The sequence below is a fragment of the Pseudomonas sp. NPDC087029 genome (assembly GCF_044745345.1).
In the GTDB taxonomy this organism is placed as follows: domain Bacteria; phylum Pseudomonadota; class Gammaproteobacteria; order Pseudomonadales; family Pseudomonadaceae; genus Aquipseudomonas; species Aquipseudomonas faucium.
Genome location: NZ_JBIVAB010000022.1, coordinates 46517 through 62937 on the forward strand (window position 1 = coordinate 46517; position 16421 = coordinate 62937).

13 protein-coding genes are annotated in these 16421 nt (G+C 65.0%); 8 read left to right on the forward strand and 5 right to left on the reverse strand.

Annotated features, from left to right (window positions below):
- Positions 1-6: 6 nt before the first annotated feature.
- From rsmA to ACIPG5_RS24035, 4 genes are read right to left on the reverse strand one after another with little or no spacing between them, the layout of a single operon-like run.
- Positions 7-807 (reverse strand): 16S rRNA (adenine(1518)-N(6)/adenine(1519)-N(6))-dimethyltransferase RsmA, encoded by an 801-nt coding sequence (rsmA, locus tag ACIPG5_RS24020; RefSeq protein WP_176516047.1) that lies wholly within the window; start codon positions 805-807, stop codon positions 7-9.
- On the reverse strand, positions 804-1793 hold the full coding sequence (gene pdxA / locus ACIPG5_RS24025) for a 4-hydroxythreonine-4-phosphate dehydrogenase PdxA (RefSeq protein ID WP_401378565.1): 990 nt from the start codon (positions 1791-1793) through the stop codon (positions 804-806). Before pdxA ends, rsmA begins: the two co-directional genes overlap by 4 nt.
- Positions 1790-3109: a peptidylprolyl isomerase SurA gene (gene surA, locus ACIPG5_RS24030; protein ID WP_176516042.1), complete on the reverse strand. Its 1320-nt coding sequence runs from the start codon at positions 3107-3109 to the stop codon at positions 1790-1792. The genes pdxA and surA overlap by 4 nt, the downstream gene beginning before the upstream one ends.
- Entirely contained in the window at positions 3090-5894 is a 2805-nt protein-coding gene (locus ACIPG5_RS24035) for an LPS-assembly protein LptD (protein WP_401378567.1), read from the reverse strand. The genes surA and ACIPG5_RS24035 overlap by 20 nt, the downstream gene beginning before the upstream one ends.
- A 130-nt stretch (positions 5895-6024) precedes the next feature.
- Between ACIPG5_RS24035 and ACIPG5_RS24040 the strand changes: the two genes are divergently transcribed.
- The 3 genes from ACIPG5_RS24040 to ACIPG5_RS24050 are packed head-to-tail and all read left to right on the forward strand — an operon-like array spanning position 6025 to position 8478.
- Positions 6025-7044 (forward strand): phosphotransferase, encoded by a 1020-nt coding sequence (locus ACIPG5_RS24040; protein ID WP_314616532.1) that lies wholly within the window; start codon positions 6025-6027, stop codon positions 7042-7044.
- The gene (murU, locus tag ACIPG5_RS24045) at positions 7041-7712 is read left to right on the forward strand and encodes an N-acetylmuramate alpha-1-phosphate uridylyltransferase MurU (protein ID WP_401378569.1); all 672 of its coding nucleotides are present in this window, start codon (positions 7041-7043) and stop codon (positions 7710-7712) included. Before ACIPG5_RS24040 ends, murU begins: the two co-directional genes overlap by 4 nt.
- Before the next feature lies 1 nt (position 7713).
- The gene (locus ACIPG5_RS24050) at positions 7714-8478 is read left to right on the forward strand and encodes a TerB family tellurite resistance protein (RefSeq protein WP_176516034.1); all 765 of its coding nucleotides are present in this window, start codon (positions 7714-7716) and stop codon (positions 8476-8478) included.
- A 94-nt stretch (positions 8479-8572) separates the two neighbouring features.
- On the opposite strand, the gene ACIPG5_RS24055 is transcribed toward ACIPG5_RS24050, so the two are convergent.
- The gene (locus tag ACIPG5_RS24055; RefSeq protein ID WP_401378571.1) at positions 8573-9571 is read right to left on the reverse strand and encodes an alpha/beta hydrolase family protein; all 999 of its coding nucleotides are present in this window, start codon (positions 9569-9571) and stop codon (positions 8573-8575) included.
- A 95-nt stretch (positions 9572-9666) separates the two neighbouring features.
- On the opposite strand from ACIPG5_RS24055, the gene ACIPG5_RS24060 reads away from it, so the two are divergent.
- The 5 genes from ACIPG5_RS24060 (at position 9667) to ACIPG5_RS24080 (ending at position 16416) form a co-directional block, all read left to right on the forward strand.
- On the forward strand, positions 9667-12069 hold the full coding sequence (locus tag ACIPG5_RS24060; protein ID WP_401378573.1) for a PAS domain S-box protein: 2403 nt from the start codon (positions 9667-9669) through the stop codon (positions 12067-12069).
- Entirely contained in the window at positions 12066-12695 is a 630-nt protein-coding gene (locus tag ACIPG5_RS24065; protein ID WP_176516028.1) for a response regulator transcription factor, read from the forward strand. The genes ACIPG5_RS24060 and ACIPG5_RS24065 overlap by 4 nt, the downstream gene beginning before the upstream one ends.
- Before the next feature lie 147 nt (positions 12696-12842).
- Positions 12843-13967, forward strand: a complete 1125-nt coding sequence (locus ACIPG5_RS24070; protein ID WP_176516026.1) for an ABC transporter ATP-binding protein — start codon at positions 12843-12845, stop codon at positions 13965-13967.
- A 40-nt stretch (positions 13968-14007) separates the two neighbouring features.
- Positions 14008-15039: an ABC transporter substrate-binding protein gene (locus ACIPG5_RS24075; protein ID WP_401378575.1), complete on the forward strand. Its 1032-nt coding sequence runs from the start codon at positions 14008-14010 to the stop codon at positions 15037-15039.
- A gap of 129 nt (positions 15040-15168) precedes the next feature.
- Complete coding sequence (locus ACIPG5_RS24080; protein WP_176516023.1) at positions 15169-16416, forward strand: ABC transporter permease; 1248 nt, start codon at positions 15169-15171, stop codon at positions 16414-16416.
- Positions 16417-16421 lie beyond the last annotated feature (5 nt).

Here is a 16421-nt window from a genome sequence, read left to right on the forward strand (position 1 = left end):
GCTGGATCAGGCTTGCTGATCGGCGAGCTGGTCGGCCAGGCGCACGAAAGCGGCCAGGTCCAGCTGCTCAGGGCGCAGGCTGCCGTCGACGCCGGCAGCTTCGATGGCCTGGCTGTCGAGAAGGCCTTTCAGCGTGTTGCGCAAGGTCTTGCGACGCTGGTTGAAGGCTTCGCGAACCACGCGTTCCAGCAGCAGATGATCCTTGGCCGGGTATGGCAGCACTTCATGCGGCACCAGGCGCACGATCGCAGAATCTACCTTCGGTGGCGGGTTGAACGCCCCGGGGCCGACGTTGAACAGGTGTTCGACCCGGCAGTGGTACTGCACCATGATCGACAGGCGGCCCCAATCACCACCGCCTGGGCCTGCAGCCATGCGCTCGACCACTTCCTTCTGCAGCATGAAGTGCATGTCACGGATCAGGCCGGCATGGCTGAGCAGGTGGAAGATCAGCGGGGTGGAGATGTTGTACGGCAGGTTGCCGACCACTTTCAGGCTGCGCGCGGGAACGCCCAGCTGGTTGAAGTCGAACTTCAGGGCGTCGCCCTGGTGCAGGCGGAAGTTGTCGCGGCCTGCGAACTTGTGCTGGAGGATCGGCACCAGGTCCTTGTCCAGTTCCACCACGTCCAGCTGTGCGCCGCTGCCCAGCAGGCCCTCGGTGAGGGCGCCCTGGCCCGGGCCGATTTCCAGCAGGTGTTCGCCGGCCTTGGCGTTGATCGCGCGCAGGATGCGGTCGATGATGCCCGCGTCATGCAGGAAGTTCTGGCCGAAGCGCTTGCGCGCCCGGTGTTGGTATTGCTCGTTCATGGTCGGTTCTCGGCCATCTGGTAGGCGGTTTCCAGGGCGACGCGCAGGCTGCCGGTGTCGACCTTGCCGCTGCCGGCCAGGTCCAGGGCGGTGCCGTGATCGACCGACGTGCGGATGATCGGCAGGCCCAGGGTCACGTTGACGGCTGCGCCAAAACCTTTGTACTTGAGTACGGGCAGGCCCTGGTCGTGGTACATCGCCAGCACCGCGTCGCAGTGCTCCAGATATTTGGGGGTAAACAGGGTATCGGCCGGCAGCGGGCCGCGCAGGTCCATGCCTTCCTGGCGCAGACGGGCCAGTGTCGGCTCGATGATGTCGATTTCTTCGCGGCCCAGATGGCCGCCTTCACCGGCATGCGGGTTGAGCCCGCAGACCAGGATACGTGGGTTGGCGATGCCGAATTTGTCGCGCATGTCGGCATGCAGGATGCGCGTCACGCGCTCCACGCGCTCGGGGGTGATGGCGTCGGCGATGTCCCGCAGCGGCAGGTGCGTGGTCACAAGGGCTACGCGCAGGCCATGGGTCGCCAGCATCATCACCACCTGGGCGGTGTGGGTCAGGTCGGCGAGAAATTCGGTATGGCCGGAGAAGGCGATGCCGCTTTCGTTGATCACGCCCTTGTGCACCGGGGCGGTGATCATGCCGGCGAAATCACCGTTCATGCAGCCTTGCCCGGCACGGGTCAGGGTTTGCAGGACGAACGCGGCATTGGCCTGGTTCAGCTGGCCGGCCACGACGGGCGCCGCCAGCGGGGTGTCCCACACATATAGGCTGCCGGCTGGCGCCGGCTGCTCTGGCCACTGGCCCGGTTGCACCGCCAGCAGGTTGACGGCCAGCCCCAGCTGCGTGGCCCGCTCGGCGAGCAGGTCACGGCTGGTGATGGCAATCAGGGGGTAAGGCTGGGCGTCGGCGGCGAGCAGCAGGCACAGGTCGGGGCCTATGCCGGCTGGTTCGCCGGGGGTGACGGCGAAGCGCAGGGGCTTCACTGTGCGGCCTGGTCAGCGCCAGGCAGCTTGATTTCAACGTAGGCTTCGTCGCGGATCTGGCGCAGCCAGGTCTGCAGCTCTTCGTCGTACTTGCGGTTGCGCAGCACGTTCAGGGCCTGTTGCTCGCGGGCCTGCTCGGTGCTGTCGGTGGCGCGGCGGCCCAGCACTTCCAGCACGTGCCAGCCGTACTGGGTTCTGAACGGCTTGGTCACTTCACCTTGCTGGGCGTTGGCCATCTGCTCGCGGAACTCAGGCACCAGGCTGTTCGGGTCGACCCAGTTGAGGTCGCCGCCGTTCAGGGCAGAACCTGGGTCTTCCGAGAAGCTCTTGGCCAGCTCGCCGAAGTCTTCGCCGTTCTTGATCCGGTCATACAGGCGCTCGGCGAGCTGCTCGGTGGCGGCATCGCTGCGAATCTCGCTTGGCTTGATCAGGATGTGGCGCACATGCACTTCATCGCGCAGCACGTTCTCGCTGCCACCGCGCTTCTCCTCGAGCTTGAGGATGATGAAGCCGTTGGGGATGCGGATTGGCTGGGTGATGTCGCCCACGGCCATGCTGCTGAGCATCTTGGCGAAGTCTGGTGGCAGCTGGCCGGCTTTACGCCAGCCCATCTCGCCGCCTTCCAGGGCGTTTTCGCTGGCAGAGCGCTCGATGGCCATCTGGCCGAAGTCCTTGCCCTGCTTGAGCTGCTGGTAGACATCGCCGACCTGGCGCGCCGCAGCCTGGATGGCGTCCGAATTGGCCGCTTCCGGGGTAGGAATCAGGATGTTGGCCAGGCGGTACTCTTCCGACATCTGCATCTTGCCCAGGTCCGAGTTGAGGAAGTTCTTCACTTCCTGCTCGGATACCTGGATGCGCTCGGCCACACGGCGCTGGCGCACGCGGCTGATGATCATCTCGCGCTTGACCTGCTCGCGGGCGTCATCGAACGACAGGCCGTCATGGGCCAGGGCAGCACGGAACTGCTCCAGCGACATGCCGTTGCGCTGGGCAATGGTGCCGATGGCCTGGTTCAGCTCTTCGTCGGTGATGCGAATGCCGGAGCGTTCGCCAATCTGCAGTTGCAGGTTCTCGACGATCAGGCGTTCCAGTACCTGCTGTTCCAGCGCGCTGGTCGGCGGAACGCCGCCGCCGCGCTTGGCGATGGTTTGCTGTACCTCGTGGACGCGCTGGTCCAGTTGGCTCTGCATGACCACGTCGTTGTCGACGATGGCCACCACACGGTCCAAAGGTTGCGGTGCGGCATGCGCCACGCCGCTCAGCAATACAGCGCCCAGCAACGCGGGGCGCAGACGATCAATAAGCTTGGTCTTCACGTGTACGGTAACCTTGAATGCCTTGGTCGAGGAAAGATTCGACCTTGTTGCCTACCACGCCACCGAGGCCTTTCAGCACGATCTGCAGGAAGATGCCATGGTCGCCTTTTTCGTTCTGCGGAGTGGCCTGGCTGAAGTCGTCGTAGTCGATCCAGTAACGGTTGATCAGGCGCAGTTTCCAGCAGCAGTTGTCGTATTCGAAACCGCCCATGGCTTCCAGGGTGCGATTGCGGTTGTAGTCGTGCTGCCAGCGGGCGATGACGTTCCATTGCGGTACGACCGGCCAGATGACCGAGAAGTCGTGCTGCTGGATCTTGTAGTAGTCCTTGATGTAGTTCGGGCTGCCCGGCGTGCCATAGTCGCCGCCGCCCACCTTCCAGGTACCGGTGGTGGAGTCGTAGGCGATGGTGTCGTTACGGTAGCGATAGCCGACGTTGACGATCTTGTTCGGGTTGTCTTCAGGCTGGTAGTGGAACATCGCGCTGCCCGAGCGGGTGCTGCGGCTGTCCGGGTCCCAGTTGAAGTCCGAATTGAAGCGCCAGTCGCGGTTGAAGTAGTAGTTGTACAGCAGTGCGTATGGCGATACGTCGGACTGCGAGTCCTTGCGGGTACGGTAGTCGATGCCCGGCAGCTGGACCTTGCGGTCCTTGAAGTAGTACGCCTGGCCAATGCTGAAGTTCTGACGCTCGAAGCCGTTGTCTTCGATGTAGCGGGTGGTCACACCAAGCGACAGCTTGTTCTCGTCACCGATGCGATCGACACCGCTGAAGCGGTTGTCGCGGAACAGCGAGTCGAAGTTGAACAGCGTTTCACCGCTGTCGAACAGTGGGATGTCCTTCTGGTCCTTGTAGGGGACGTAGAGGTAGAACAGGCGCGGTTCGAGGGTCTGGCGATAATTGGTGCCGAACATCGAAGTGTTGCGGTCGAAGTACAAGCCGCTGTCGACGCTGAAGATCGGGATGTCGCGGTCCAGAGAGCTGTTGTAGCTGCCGTACGCCGGATTGGCCGATTGGGCGATAGCTTGAGCCTTGCCTTGGCCGTCCAGGTCCAGATCGTAATGGGTGTAGGCGTACTTCAGTTTCGGCGTAACGAAGCCATAGCTGGCTTGCATTGGCAAGCTCATGGAAGGCGCTACGTTCAAACGGTTGCCGTTGGCCCGAGCAATGCCGGAGATGTTTTCATCAAGGCGTCGCCCGTTCGGCCCTGCGGTCGTGTCCAGTTCACCGTCTTCGTTGAACACAGGGCCCTTTTTCAAGTCCCTGTCGAAGCGCACAGCCTCGGTTTCATAGGCGAAGTTCAAGCCACCCGGTTGGAATGGAAGCACGCCGTTAAGGGTGATCTGTGGCAGGCGGTCGTATGGGGTGATCTGCGAAATGGTCGCCATTTCGTAGGCGTGCATGTTCAGGCGAGCGGTGTAGCTATCACCCCGCCAGGTCAGCGCACCCTGCTGGTTGACCACGTCCTGGCTCTTCACGCCGAGCTGGTCGGTTTCAAGGTCCTGGAAGTAGAAAGGATCGCTGATGTCGGTGTAGTCGACTTCAGTCATCAGGCGCTCGTCCAGGCCACCCTTGTGCTGCCAGTTGATCATCCAGCGCTGATCTTTGTAGTCAGTCTGGTCCTTGCGATCGTCGTTCTTGTCGTTCAGGTACGCGCCGCCGAACTGGCCTTCGCTGGACTTGGTCAGGTAGCGGAATTCGCCTTCCATCAACAAGCCACGCTTGGTCATGTAGCGCGGGTACAACGTGGCGTCATAGTTTGGCGCCAGGTTGAAGTAGTACGGGGTGACCAGCATGAAGCCGGTGTCGCTGGTGCTGCTGAACGACGGCGGCAGGAAGCCGGACTGGCGACGGTCATCGATCGGGAAGTAGATGTACGGTGTATAGAACACCGGGAAATCCTTGACCCGCAGGGTGACGTTGGTCGCGGTACCGAAGCCGGTGGCCGGGTTCAGGGTGATGTTGTTGCCCTTCAGCTGCCAAGCGTTGCTGCCCGGCTCGCAAGTGGTGTACGTACCGTCCTTGAGGCGGATGATGGCGTTTTCGCCACGCTTGGCGTATAGGGCGTTGCCGCGGATGTGCGACTTGTGCATCACGTATTCGGCGTTGTCGACCTGGGCCTCGCCCGTGTCGAGCTGAATCTGCGCCTCGTCGCCGACCACCAGCGAGCCGTTGTCGCGGATCTTCACGTTGCCCTTGAGCTCGCCGCGGTTCTCGGTCTGGTAGAGGTTGGCCTCGTCGGCCTCGACCTGCATGCTGCCCTGGCGCATGACCACGTCACCGGCGAGGGTAGCGATCTGCTGCTCCTGCTGGTACCTGGACACCTTGGCATTGATGTAGGTCGGCGATTCGTCCTTCGGCGTGGTGTCGGCCATGCCAGGGCGGATAGGCTCGACATACGCGCCACCGCAGTACGGGCCGGTTTCGGCCAGCTGCGCGGCAGTGAGCTTTTCACGCGGGACCCAGTCCAGGTGGCTGTAGTCTTCGCTGCGCGACTTCAGGCCACGGCCCTTGCTCTCGGTGACCAGCATCGGTTTTTCGCCGCCTTCGGCTTCAGCCGACGGGGCTTCGGTGCCGGACGTGAGCGCGGCACCTTCGTGCACGGGGCGCGGAGGCAGGTTATTGACGGGGGACTTGGGCTTGCAGTCCCAACCACCGGAGGCGGACACTTGGCAGTCGAACTGCTCGGCAGCCACCGCATAAGGGGTGGCCAGAGGTTGCATGGCCAGCAGACCGCCGGTCACCAGCAACGGAAACTTTCTACGAAACGCGGGGGATTTCAATGCCATCTTATTAGTCCGGGCTTCCTGCGTGCCATCTGCCCGCGTGTGGGGCCGCACGCCTCTCGATGGTCTGAAAAAGATGCTGGATAATAAAGCATGACCCGCTTGACGGCTAGGGCCGTCGGAGACCCTTGTAATGCCTGAACACGATGTACGCCTGCAACAACTGACTGTATGGCTCGATGAGCAGCTCGATCAGCTTTTCCGTAACAACGCCTGGGGCGAGGTGCCCGAGGGCAGCCTGACCGCCGCCAGCAGCGATGCGAGCTTCCGCCGCTACTTCCGCTGGCAGGGCGCAGGGCGCAGCTTCGTGGTCATGGATGCACCACCGCCCCAGGAAAATTGCCGACCATTCGTCGCCATCGACCACCTGCTGGCGAGCGCCGGCGTGCATGTGCCACAAATCCATGCGCAGGACCTGGAGCGCGGCTTCCTGCTGCTGGGCGACCTGGGCCACCAGACATACCTCGACATCATCGATGCCGACAACGCCGACGCCTTGTTCGCCGACGCCATCGCCGCGCTGCTGGCGTTCCAGCGCCTGCCGATGGACGCTGCGCTGCCCAGCTACGATGACGCGCTGCTGCGCCGCGAGGTTGAGCTGTTCCCTGAGTGGTACGTTGGCCGCGAGCTTGGCAAGGCCCTCGACGACGCGCAGAAAGCCACCTGGCAACGCGTCAGCCAGCTGCTGATCGACAGCGCCCTGGCCCAGCCCAAGGTGCTGGTGCACCGCGACTACATGCCGCGCAACCTGATGCAGAGCAGCCCCAACCCCGGCGTGCTGGACTTCCAGGACGCGGTCTACGGCCCTGTCACCTACGACATCACCTGCTTGTTCAAGGACGCCTTCCTCAGCTGGCCCCAGGCCCGCGTCGAAGGCTGGCTGCGCAACTACTGGGGCCAGGCGCTGGCCGCCGGCATCCCGGTGCAGCCTGAGTTCGAGGACTTCCAGCGCGCCAGCGATCTGATGGGCGTGCAGCGCCACTTGAAAGTGATCGGCATCTTCGCCCGCATCTGCCACCGCGATGGCAAGCCGCGCTACCTGGCCGACGTGCCGCGTTTCTTCGCCTATATAGATGAAGTGATCAGCCGCCGTCCCGAGCTTGCGGAGCTGGGCCAGCTGATCGCCGAACTCAAGGCCGGAGCGCGTGCATGAAAGCGATGATCCTGGCGGCAGGCAAGGGCGAGCGCATGCGCCCGCTCACGCTGCATACCCCCAAACCGCTGGTGCCGGTCGCCGGCCAGCCGTTGATCGAGTACCACCTGCGCGCCCTGGCGGCGGCCGGGGTGACTGAGGTTGTGATCAACCACGCCTGGCTTGGCCAGCAGATCGAAGACCACCTGGGCGATGGTAGCCGTTTCGGCCTGGGCATCCGCTATTCGCCAGAGGGCGAACCCCTGGAAACCGGGGGCGGGATCTTCAAGGCGCTGCCGCTGCTGGGCGAGGCGCCGTTCCTGCTGGTCAATGGCGATGTCTGGACCGATTACGACTTCACCCGCCTGAAGGCGCCGTTGCAGGGCCTGGCGCATCTGGTGCTGGTGGATAACCCGGGCCATCACGGCCGCGGCGATTTCCGCCTGCTGGGCGAGCGGGTGGTGGACGGCGACGATGCGCCCGGCACCCTGACCTTCAGCGGCCTGTCGGTGCTGCATCCGGGCTTGTTCGAAGGCTGCCGGCCAGGTGCGTTCAAGCTGGCGCCGCTATTGCGCCAGGCGATGCAGGCCGGCCAGGTGAGCGGCGAGCATTACCGCGGCCACTGGGTCGATGTCGGCACCCTGGAGCGCCTGGCCGAGGCCGAGCGCCTGATCGGCGAGCGCGCCTGAGATGTGGTGGCCAGGCACGGTGATCGGGCTGGGTGCGGGTTTTGCCGTCGCCAGCATTCCCGGTGCATTGCTCGGCGCATTGCTGGGCCAGGCCATGGACCGGCGCCTGCGCGTGCAGGGCTGGGCAGACATGCGCGAGCGCCTGGGCGGGCGCTCGGCCCTGCGTGACGAGGAGTTGTTGTTCGTGCTGCTCGGGCGCCTGGCCAAGAGCGATGGGCGGGTCGCCGAGCAGCATATCCAGCAGGCCCGCCAGGAAATGGTGCGCCTGGACATGGCCGAGGCGCAGCGCCTGCGTGCGATTGCCGCATTCAACCGCGGCAAGGCCGGCAAGGACCGGCTGGGCGCGCACTTGCGGCGTATCCGCCTGCAGCCGCATGCGGCCGAAGGCACCTTGCGCGCGTGCTGGCGCATGGCCTGGGCCGATGGCAAGGCTGGCCAGCATGAGCGCGAGCTGCTGCTGGAGTGGGGGCAGAAACTGGGGCTGAGCCGGCGTCAGGTGCAGGCCATGTCGCTGGAATACGAGCCGCGCAAGGCCCCGGTGGCCTCTGGCGTCATGACCTATGCCGCGGCGCTGCGGCTGCTGGCGGTCGAGGCGGATACCGACGGCGACCGGGTCAAGCAGGCCTATCGCCGCCTGGTCAGCCGGCACCACCCGGACAAGCTGGCCGGGACCGGGGCCAGCGAAGCGCAAGTGCGCGAGGCCACCGAGCGGACCCGGGAGTTGCATCAGGCCTACGCGTTGATCCGCAAGCGGCGGGGGCTGTGAGGGCCCTATCGCCGGCAAGCCGGCTCCCACCAGGATCCAACAGACGCCAGGGTCAGTGTGGGAGCCGGCTTGCCGGCGATAGGCGCCGCGCGGCCTATTCCTGCGGCACCATCCACCCGCGTACGCGGCGGAACAACTGCTCCTGCTCGGCACCCAGGTTGCCCGGCATGGCAATCAGCGACAGCTGCTTGTACTGGCTGTCCTTCTGCCGCTTGCTGGCCTGCAGGCGCAGCTCGGCGGCCTTGCGGTCGCTGCTGCGGGTGGCGTAGTAGAGGTCGGCGGCCGGCACCTTGAGGGTCGGCGCCAGGCTTTCCAGGTCATGCTCGACCCGCGCCGGGGTCTGCGCCGCGATCATCACCAGTTTCTGCACCTGCGCGGGCTGTTTCTCGCTCAGATAGCGCGCGGCCCAGTACGCACCGCTGCCATGGCCGATCAGCACGATGCTGCGTGAGTTGTGCTGCTGGGCATAGGCGACGGCGGCATCGAGGCGGGCGAAGATGCGTTCGGCGTCGGCCTGGTCGTTCTGCTCGCTGGCTTGTTCGGCGTCGGTGCCCTGCGCGGCGTCGCCATCGGCCGCCGTGGCCTGGGCGATGTTGGCGTTGGCGTCGGCCGGGGTGTCCTTGGCCGGTGCCGTCTCGCCCTTGTCTTTTTGCGGCTCGGCGGACGGCTTGCTTTCCACCCGCGCCTGCGGGCTGTCGGCAAGCAGGTCGGGCAGGCTCAGGCTCAGGCTGTGCCAGCCGATATCGGGGAACTTGCGCCGCAGCGGGCCAACCGCGTTCGGCCAGTCGGCGTTCTCGCCGGCACCCGGGACGATGATCACCGTGCCTTGCGGGTCGCTGTCGTTGGCGGGTTTCCACAACGCCAGGAAGCTTTCGTTGCCGGCCTGCAAGGTCTCTTGCTCGGCCTTGGGCACCAGGCGCTCCAGGGCCTGCGCATCTTCCTGGCTGCGTTCCAGCAGGGGCGGTCGCGGCTCGGCAGCCGCGCTTGCCTCGGCGGCTGCGGGTTGTTTTTCGGCGTCGGCGGCCAGGGCGCCGAGGGGCAGGAGCGAGGCGAGGCAGCACATTGCCAGCGTCGTGCGATAAAGTGTCAACATGGATCAACCCAAGGCCAGAATAATACCGGCAGCCTAATAGTATTTGCCCGTGACGGCCATGCTGCTGGGCCGCCCTTGCCAAGACGAGCGTGTGAATGAAGCGATTGCGTCGCCTGTGGGTTATCGGCTGCTTGTTGCTGCCCTTGATCGCCTTGGCAAGGCCGCAAGCCCCGCCAGTGGTCGCGCTCGAGCCTGCCCAGCAGCAATGGCTGGACAGCCACCGCAGCCTGCGCGTGGGCCTGGTGCTGCAGGCGCCCTATGCCCAGTTCGACCGCCGCCTGCAGCAGCTCTACGGAGCCAACGTGGAACTGGTGAACGGGCTGGCCCGGGCGCTCGACCTGGACCTGACCTGGCGCAACTTCAGTGACCAGGCCAGCCTCGAGCACGCCCTGCAGGCCGGCGAAATCGACTTCGCCCCAGGCCTGACCCAGACCCCCGCCAGCCTGCGCAAATGGCTGTTCAGCGACCCGTACATGCGCGTGCCGCAACTGGTGGTGGGGCCACGCACCGGGGCAATGGCCGTGGAGCTGGAAAAGCTCGATGCCGACCAGCGTGTCGCGGTGCGCATGCCCAGCGTGCTGGCCGACTACCTGCGCGGCAACTACCCCAACCTCAACCTGCAGGGCGTGCCCACTGAGCGCGAGGCCTTGCAGTGGGTGATCGGCGGCCAGGCGAGCCTTGCGGTGCTCGATGAGGCCCAGCTCAGCCGGCTGTCGCGGGAAAGCGAGTTCAGCGAGCTGGTGGTGGTGGGTGACATCGGCCTGCCGCAGTTGCTGCGGGTGGGCTCGCGGCGTGACTGGCCGATGCTGGCCGATGTGCTCGAACGCGGCCTGCAGGCCATGCCGGCCAAGGAGCTGGAGCAGTTGCACCAGCGCTGGCTGCAACCCAGATACCCGCGCCTGAGCGAGTCGGCCGGCTTCTGGCAGAACCTGGCCTTGCTGTTCGGCCTGCTGCTGTTGTGCGCCCTGGCCACCCTGGTATGGCAGCGCCGCCAGCAGCGCCAGCTCGAGCGCAACCTGTTGTCAGCCAGGGAAACGCTGGCCGAGCGGCAGGTGCGTGAAGAAGCGCTGCGCCTGAGCCAGTTCGCCATCGACCAGAGCACCGTTGGCATTCTCTGGGTCAGCTGGGACAGCCATGTGCGTTACGCCAACCATGCGGTGGAGCGCATGCTCGGCTACGCCGAAAGCGAACTGCTCGAACGCCCATTGATCGACTTCGAGCCGAACCTTGGCATGGACCGCTGGCTTCAGTTGTGGAAGGGCGCGCGCACCGGTGAGGGCGGGGCACGGCAGTTCGAGACGCACTGCCTGCGCGCCGATGGCAGCACCTTGCCGGTGGAGTTGTCGCTGAGCTTCCTGCGCTTTCGCGATGCCGAGTACCTGGTGGTCTACCTCGCCGACGTGACCGAACGCCACCGCGCCCTGGCGGCGCTGCGTGAAAGCGAGGCGCGGCTCAAGGGCATTGCCGGCAACGTGCCGGGCCTGGTGTTTCGCCTGGAGCCGGCCCCTGCCGAAGGTGAGCCGGAGTTCCCCTACATAAGCGAAGGCAGCGAGGCGCTGGTCGGCTACACCCCAACGCAGATCCAGCACCCGCAGATGGGCCTGCGCAACCTGGTGCACCCCCAGGACCGCGCCGATTATCACCAGGTGCAGGACCTGGCCATCGCCAGCGGCCAGGATTGGTCATGGCAGGGGCGCATCCTGACCCGCGACGGCGAGCAGCGCTGGGCCGACATCAAGGCCAGTGCCCGACACCTGGCCAATGGCCGGGTGGTGTGGGACGGCGTGGTCTGGGACATCACCCAGGGCAAGCGCGCCGAGCTGGCGCTGGGCAAGTCCCAGGAGCAGCTGCGCGAGCTGTCGGCGCACCTGGAGAGCGTGCGCGAGGAAGAAAAAGCCCGCATCGCCCGCGAAGTGCACGATGAACTCGGCCAGATGCTGACGGTGCTCAAGCTCGAAGTGTCGATGTGCGAGCTGGCGTTCGCCGAACTGGACCCGGCGCTGAACGAGCGCCTGGCGAGCATGAAGCGCCTGATTGCCCAGTTGTTCCAGCTGGTGCGCGACGTGGCCACGGCACTGCGCCCGCCAATTCTCGACGCCGGCATCGCCTCGGCCATCGAATGGCAGGCCCGGCGTTTCGAAAGCCGCACGCAGATACCTTGCCTGGTACAGGTGCCGGAGCACCTGCCGGCATTGAGCGATGCCAAGGCCACCGGGCTGTTCCGCATCCTGCAGGAGGCGCTGACCAACGTCATGCGCCATGCCCAGGCGCACAGCGTGGAAATCGAGCTGGTGCGCGAAGGCGGTTACTTGCGCATGACCGTCAGCGACGATGGCCGCGGGTTCTGCCACGATCAACCCAGGCCGGCCTCGTTCGGCCTGGTGGGGGTGCGTGAGCGGGTGCTGATGCTCGGTGGCAGCATGCGGCTTGACAGCGAACCAGGCGAGGGCACGAGCCTGAGCGTGGCCATTCCCTTGGATAGAGGAGAGCAAGCGTGATTCGAGTGCTGGTGGCCGAAGACCACACCATCGTCCGTGAAGGCATCAAGCAATTGATCGGCCTTGCCAAGGATATGCACGTGGCCGGGGAGGCGGGCAATGGCGAGCAGTTGCTCGAGACCTTGCGCCATACCCCGTGCGAGGTGGTGTTGCTGGACATTTCCATGCCCGGGGTCAACGGCCTCGAGGCCATCCCGCGGATTCGCGCGCTGGACAACCCCCCGGCGATCCTGATGTTGTCCATGCACGACGAGGCGCAGATGGCCGCCCGTGCGCTCAAGGCCGGCGCCGCTGGCTATGCCACCAAGGACAGCGACCCGGCCTTGCTGCTCACGGCGATCCGCCGGGTGGCGGGCGGCGGGCGCTACATCGACCCGGCGCTGGCCGACCGCATGGTGTTCGAAGTCGGCCTGACCGAAACCCGCCCGCTGCATACGTTGCTGTCGGAGCGCGAGTTCTCGGTGTTCGAGCGCCTGGCCCAGGGCGCCAACGTCAACGACATCGCCCAGCAACTGGCGCTGTCGAGCAAGACCATCAGCACCCACAAGGCGCGGCTGATGCAGAAGCTCAAGGTCAACTCGCTGGCGGAGCTGGTGAAGTACGCCATGGAGCACAAGCTGGTGTGACTGTTCTGGTTGCGACAAGCGTGTAGGGCAATCCCTACACGCATTCTTCCACCCGGATGATGGCATTCTCTCTTCAGCCCCGATTTCCGGGCGCTTGCGCCTGCTCTAGTCTTTTGCCACGCAGTCATCCAACAAGAAGGTGCAGGCATGAGCGAGGCGAATTCGAATGCGGCCACTGGCGAAACGCTGGTCAGCTTCCGTGGTGTGCAGAAGAGCTACGACGGCGAATCGCTGATCGTCAAAGACCTCAACCTGGACATTCGCAAAGGTGAATTCCTCACCCTGCTCGGGCCGTCCGGCTCGGGCAAGACCACCAGCCTGATGATGCTCGCCGGGTTCGAAACCCCCACCGCCGGTGAAATCCAGCTGGCGGGGCGTTCGATCAACAACGTGCCGCCGCACAAGCGCGACATCGGCATGGTGTTCCAGAACTACGCGCTGTTCCCGCACATGACGGTGGCCGAGAACCTGGCCTTCCCGTTGAGCGTGCGCAACCTGAGCAAGACCGACATCAGCGAGCGGGTCAAGCGGGTGCTCAACATGGTCCAGCTCGACGCCTTCGCCAAGCGCTACCCCGGGCAATTGTCCGGCGGCCAGCAGCAGCGTGTGGCCCTGGCCCGCGCCCTGGTGTTCGAGCCGCAGCTGGTGTTGATGGACGAGCCGCTCGGCGCCCTCGACAAGCAGCTGCGCGAACACATGCAGATGGAGATCAAGCACATCCACCAGCGCCTCGGCGTGACCGTGGTGTACGTGACCCACGACCAGGGCGAGGCGCTGACCATGTCCGACCGCGTGGCGGTGTTCCACCAGGGCGAGATCCAGCAGATCGCCGACCCGCGCACGCTTTATGAAGAGCCACGCAACACCTTCGTCGCCAACTTCATCGGCGAGAACAACCGCATCAACGGCACCCTGCTGGCCAGCGATGGCAAGCGCTGCCAGGTGCAGCTGGCGCGCGGCGAGCGGGTCGAGGCGCTGGCGGTGAATGTCGGCCAGGCCGGGGAGCCTGTGACCTTGTCGATCCGCCCCGAGCGGGTGCGCCTCAATGGCCACAGCCAAAGCTGCGTCAACCGCTTCTCCGGCCGCGTGGCCGAATTCATCTACCTGGGCGACCACGTGCGCGTGCGCCTGGAGGTCTGCGGCAAGGCCGACTTCTTCGTGAAGCAGCCGATTGCCGAGCTCGACCCGGCGCTGGCCGTGGGCGATGTGGTACCGCTGGGCTGGGAGGTGGAGCACGCGCGCGCGCTCGATCCGATTGCCGAAGCCCATTGATGGATTGCTTCACCAACCCTGTACTGTGGAGAGAATAATAATGCGCAAGCAGTTGAAACTGACCGCCCTGGCTCTTGGCCTGTTCGCCGCCGGCCAGGCCATGGCAGCGGACCTGACCGTGGTTTCTTTCGGTGGCGCCAACAAGGCGGCCCAGGTCAAGGCGTTCTACGAGCCTTGGGAAAAGGCCGGCAAGGGCAAGATCGTCGCGGGCGAGTACAACGGTGAAATGGCCAAGGTCAAAGCCATGGTCGATACCAAGAGCGTGAGCTGGAACCTGGTGGAAGTGGAGTCGCCAGAACTGGCCCGCGGTTGCGACGAAGGCATGTTCGAAGAGCTCGACCCGGCCCTGTTCGGCAACGAAAGTGACTATGTAAAAGGCGCCATCCAGCCGTGCGGCGTGGGCTTCTTCGTCTGGTCCACGGTACTGGCCTACAACGCCGACAAGCTCAAGACCGCGCCTACCAGCTGGGCCGATTTCTGGGACACGAAGAAATTCCCGGGCAAGCGCGGCCTGCGCAAAGGCGCCAAGTACACCCTCGAATTCGCCCTGATGGCAGACGGCGTGGCGCCGAAGGACGTTTATCAAGTGCTGGGTACCAAGGAAGGCCAGGACCGCGCCTTCAAGAAACTCGACGAACTCAAGCCCAGCATCCAGTGGTGGGAAGCCGGCGCCCAGCCGCCGCAGTACCTGGCCTCGGGTGACGTGGTCATGAGCTCGGCCTACAACGGCCGCATCGCCGCGGTGCAGAAGGAAAGCAACCTGAAGGTGGTTTGGAACGGCGGCATCTACGACTTCGACGCCTGGGCCATTCCGAAAGGCGCGAAGAATGCGGACGAGGCGAAGAAGTTCATCGCCTTCAGCGTGCAGCCAGAGCAGCAGAAGACCTACTCCGAAAACATCGCCTACGGCCCGGCCAACGCCAAGGCCGTCCCGCTGCTGGCGGATGCGGTGAAGAAAGACATGCCGACCACGCCTGAGAACATCGCCAACCAGGTGCAGATCGACGTGGCCTTCTGGGCCGACAACAGCGAACAGCTGGAGCAACGCTTCAACGCCTGGGCGGCGAAGTAAACGACAGGAGCCGCTGTTGCGGCCCGTCGGCGGCAAGCCGGCTCCCACAGCTGAGGTAGTGTGGGAGCCGGCTTGCCGGCGATGGGCTGCACAGCAGCCCCAAATTCAGCCTGTTTTGCGGAGTTCGCCATGGCCATTGCAATGCCCCTGAACGAAGGCGCAGGTCCAAACCTGAAGCAGCGCCTCAAGCACGCCGAGCGGGTCAACCGCTGGAAGGCCCAGGCGTTGATCGCGCCGCTGGCGCTGTTTCTCCTGCTGGTGTTCCTGGTGCCGATCGCGGCGCTTTTGTACAAGAGCGTCGGCAACCCGGAAGTGGTCGGCGGCCTGCCGCGCACGGTCGAGACCATCGCCCGCTGGGATGGCAAGAGCCTGCCGGGTGAAGAGGTGTACAAGGCCCTGGGCCAGGACCTGGCCGAGTCGCGCAAGAACCAGACCCTGGGCGACCTCTCCAAGCGCCTGAACATGGAACTGGCCGGCTACCGCAGCCTGTTGGCGAAAACCGCGCGGGCGCTGCCGTTCAAGGAAGAGCCGGCCTCATATAAAGATGCCCTGCAGGCACTCGACGAGCGTTGGGGCGACCCGGCCTATTGGCAGGCGATCCGCCGCAATACCAGTTCGGTGACATCGTTCTACCTGCTGGCGGCGCTCGACCACCGTATCGACGACCTCGGCGAGCTGGCCAAGGCCACGCCCGACCAGGCCATCTACCTGGACATCTTTGCCCGCACCCTGTGGATGGGTGTGGTGATCACGGCCATCTGCCTGGTGCTGGCCTACCCGCTGGCCTACTTGCTGGCCAACCTGCCGACCCGGCAGAGCAACCTCTTGATGATCCTGGTGCTGCTGCCGTTCTGGACTTCGATCCTGGTGCGGGTGGCGGCGTGGATCGTGCTGCTGCAGTCGGGCGGGCTGATCAACAGTGCGCTGATGGCGATGGGCATCATCGACCAGCCGCTGGAATTGGTGTTCAACCGCACGGGCGTGTACATCTCGATGGTGCACATCCTGCTGCCGTTCATGATTTTGCCGTTGTACAGCGTGATGAAGGGCATTTCGCCCAGCTACATGCGCGCGGCGATTTCGCTCGGTTGCCACCCGTTCGCCAGCTTCTGGCGGGTGTACTTCCCGCAGACCTACGCAGGTGTGGGCGCCGGTTGCCTGCTGGTGTTCATCCTGGCCATCGGCTACTACATCACCCCGGCGCTGCTCGGCAGCCCCAACGACCAGATGGTCAGCTACTTCGTCGCCTTCTATACCAACACCAGCATCAACTGGGGCATGGCCACCGCGCTGGGCGGGCTGTTGCTGCTGGCGACCGTGCTGCTGTACCTGATCTATAGCTGGCTGGTCGGCGCCAGCCGCCTGCGCCTGAGCTGAGGAGC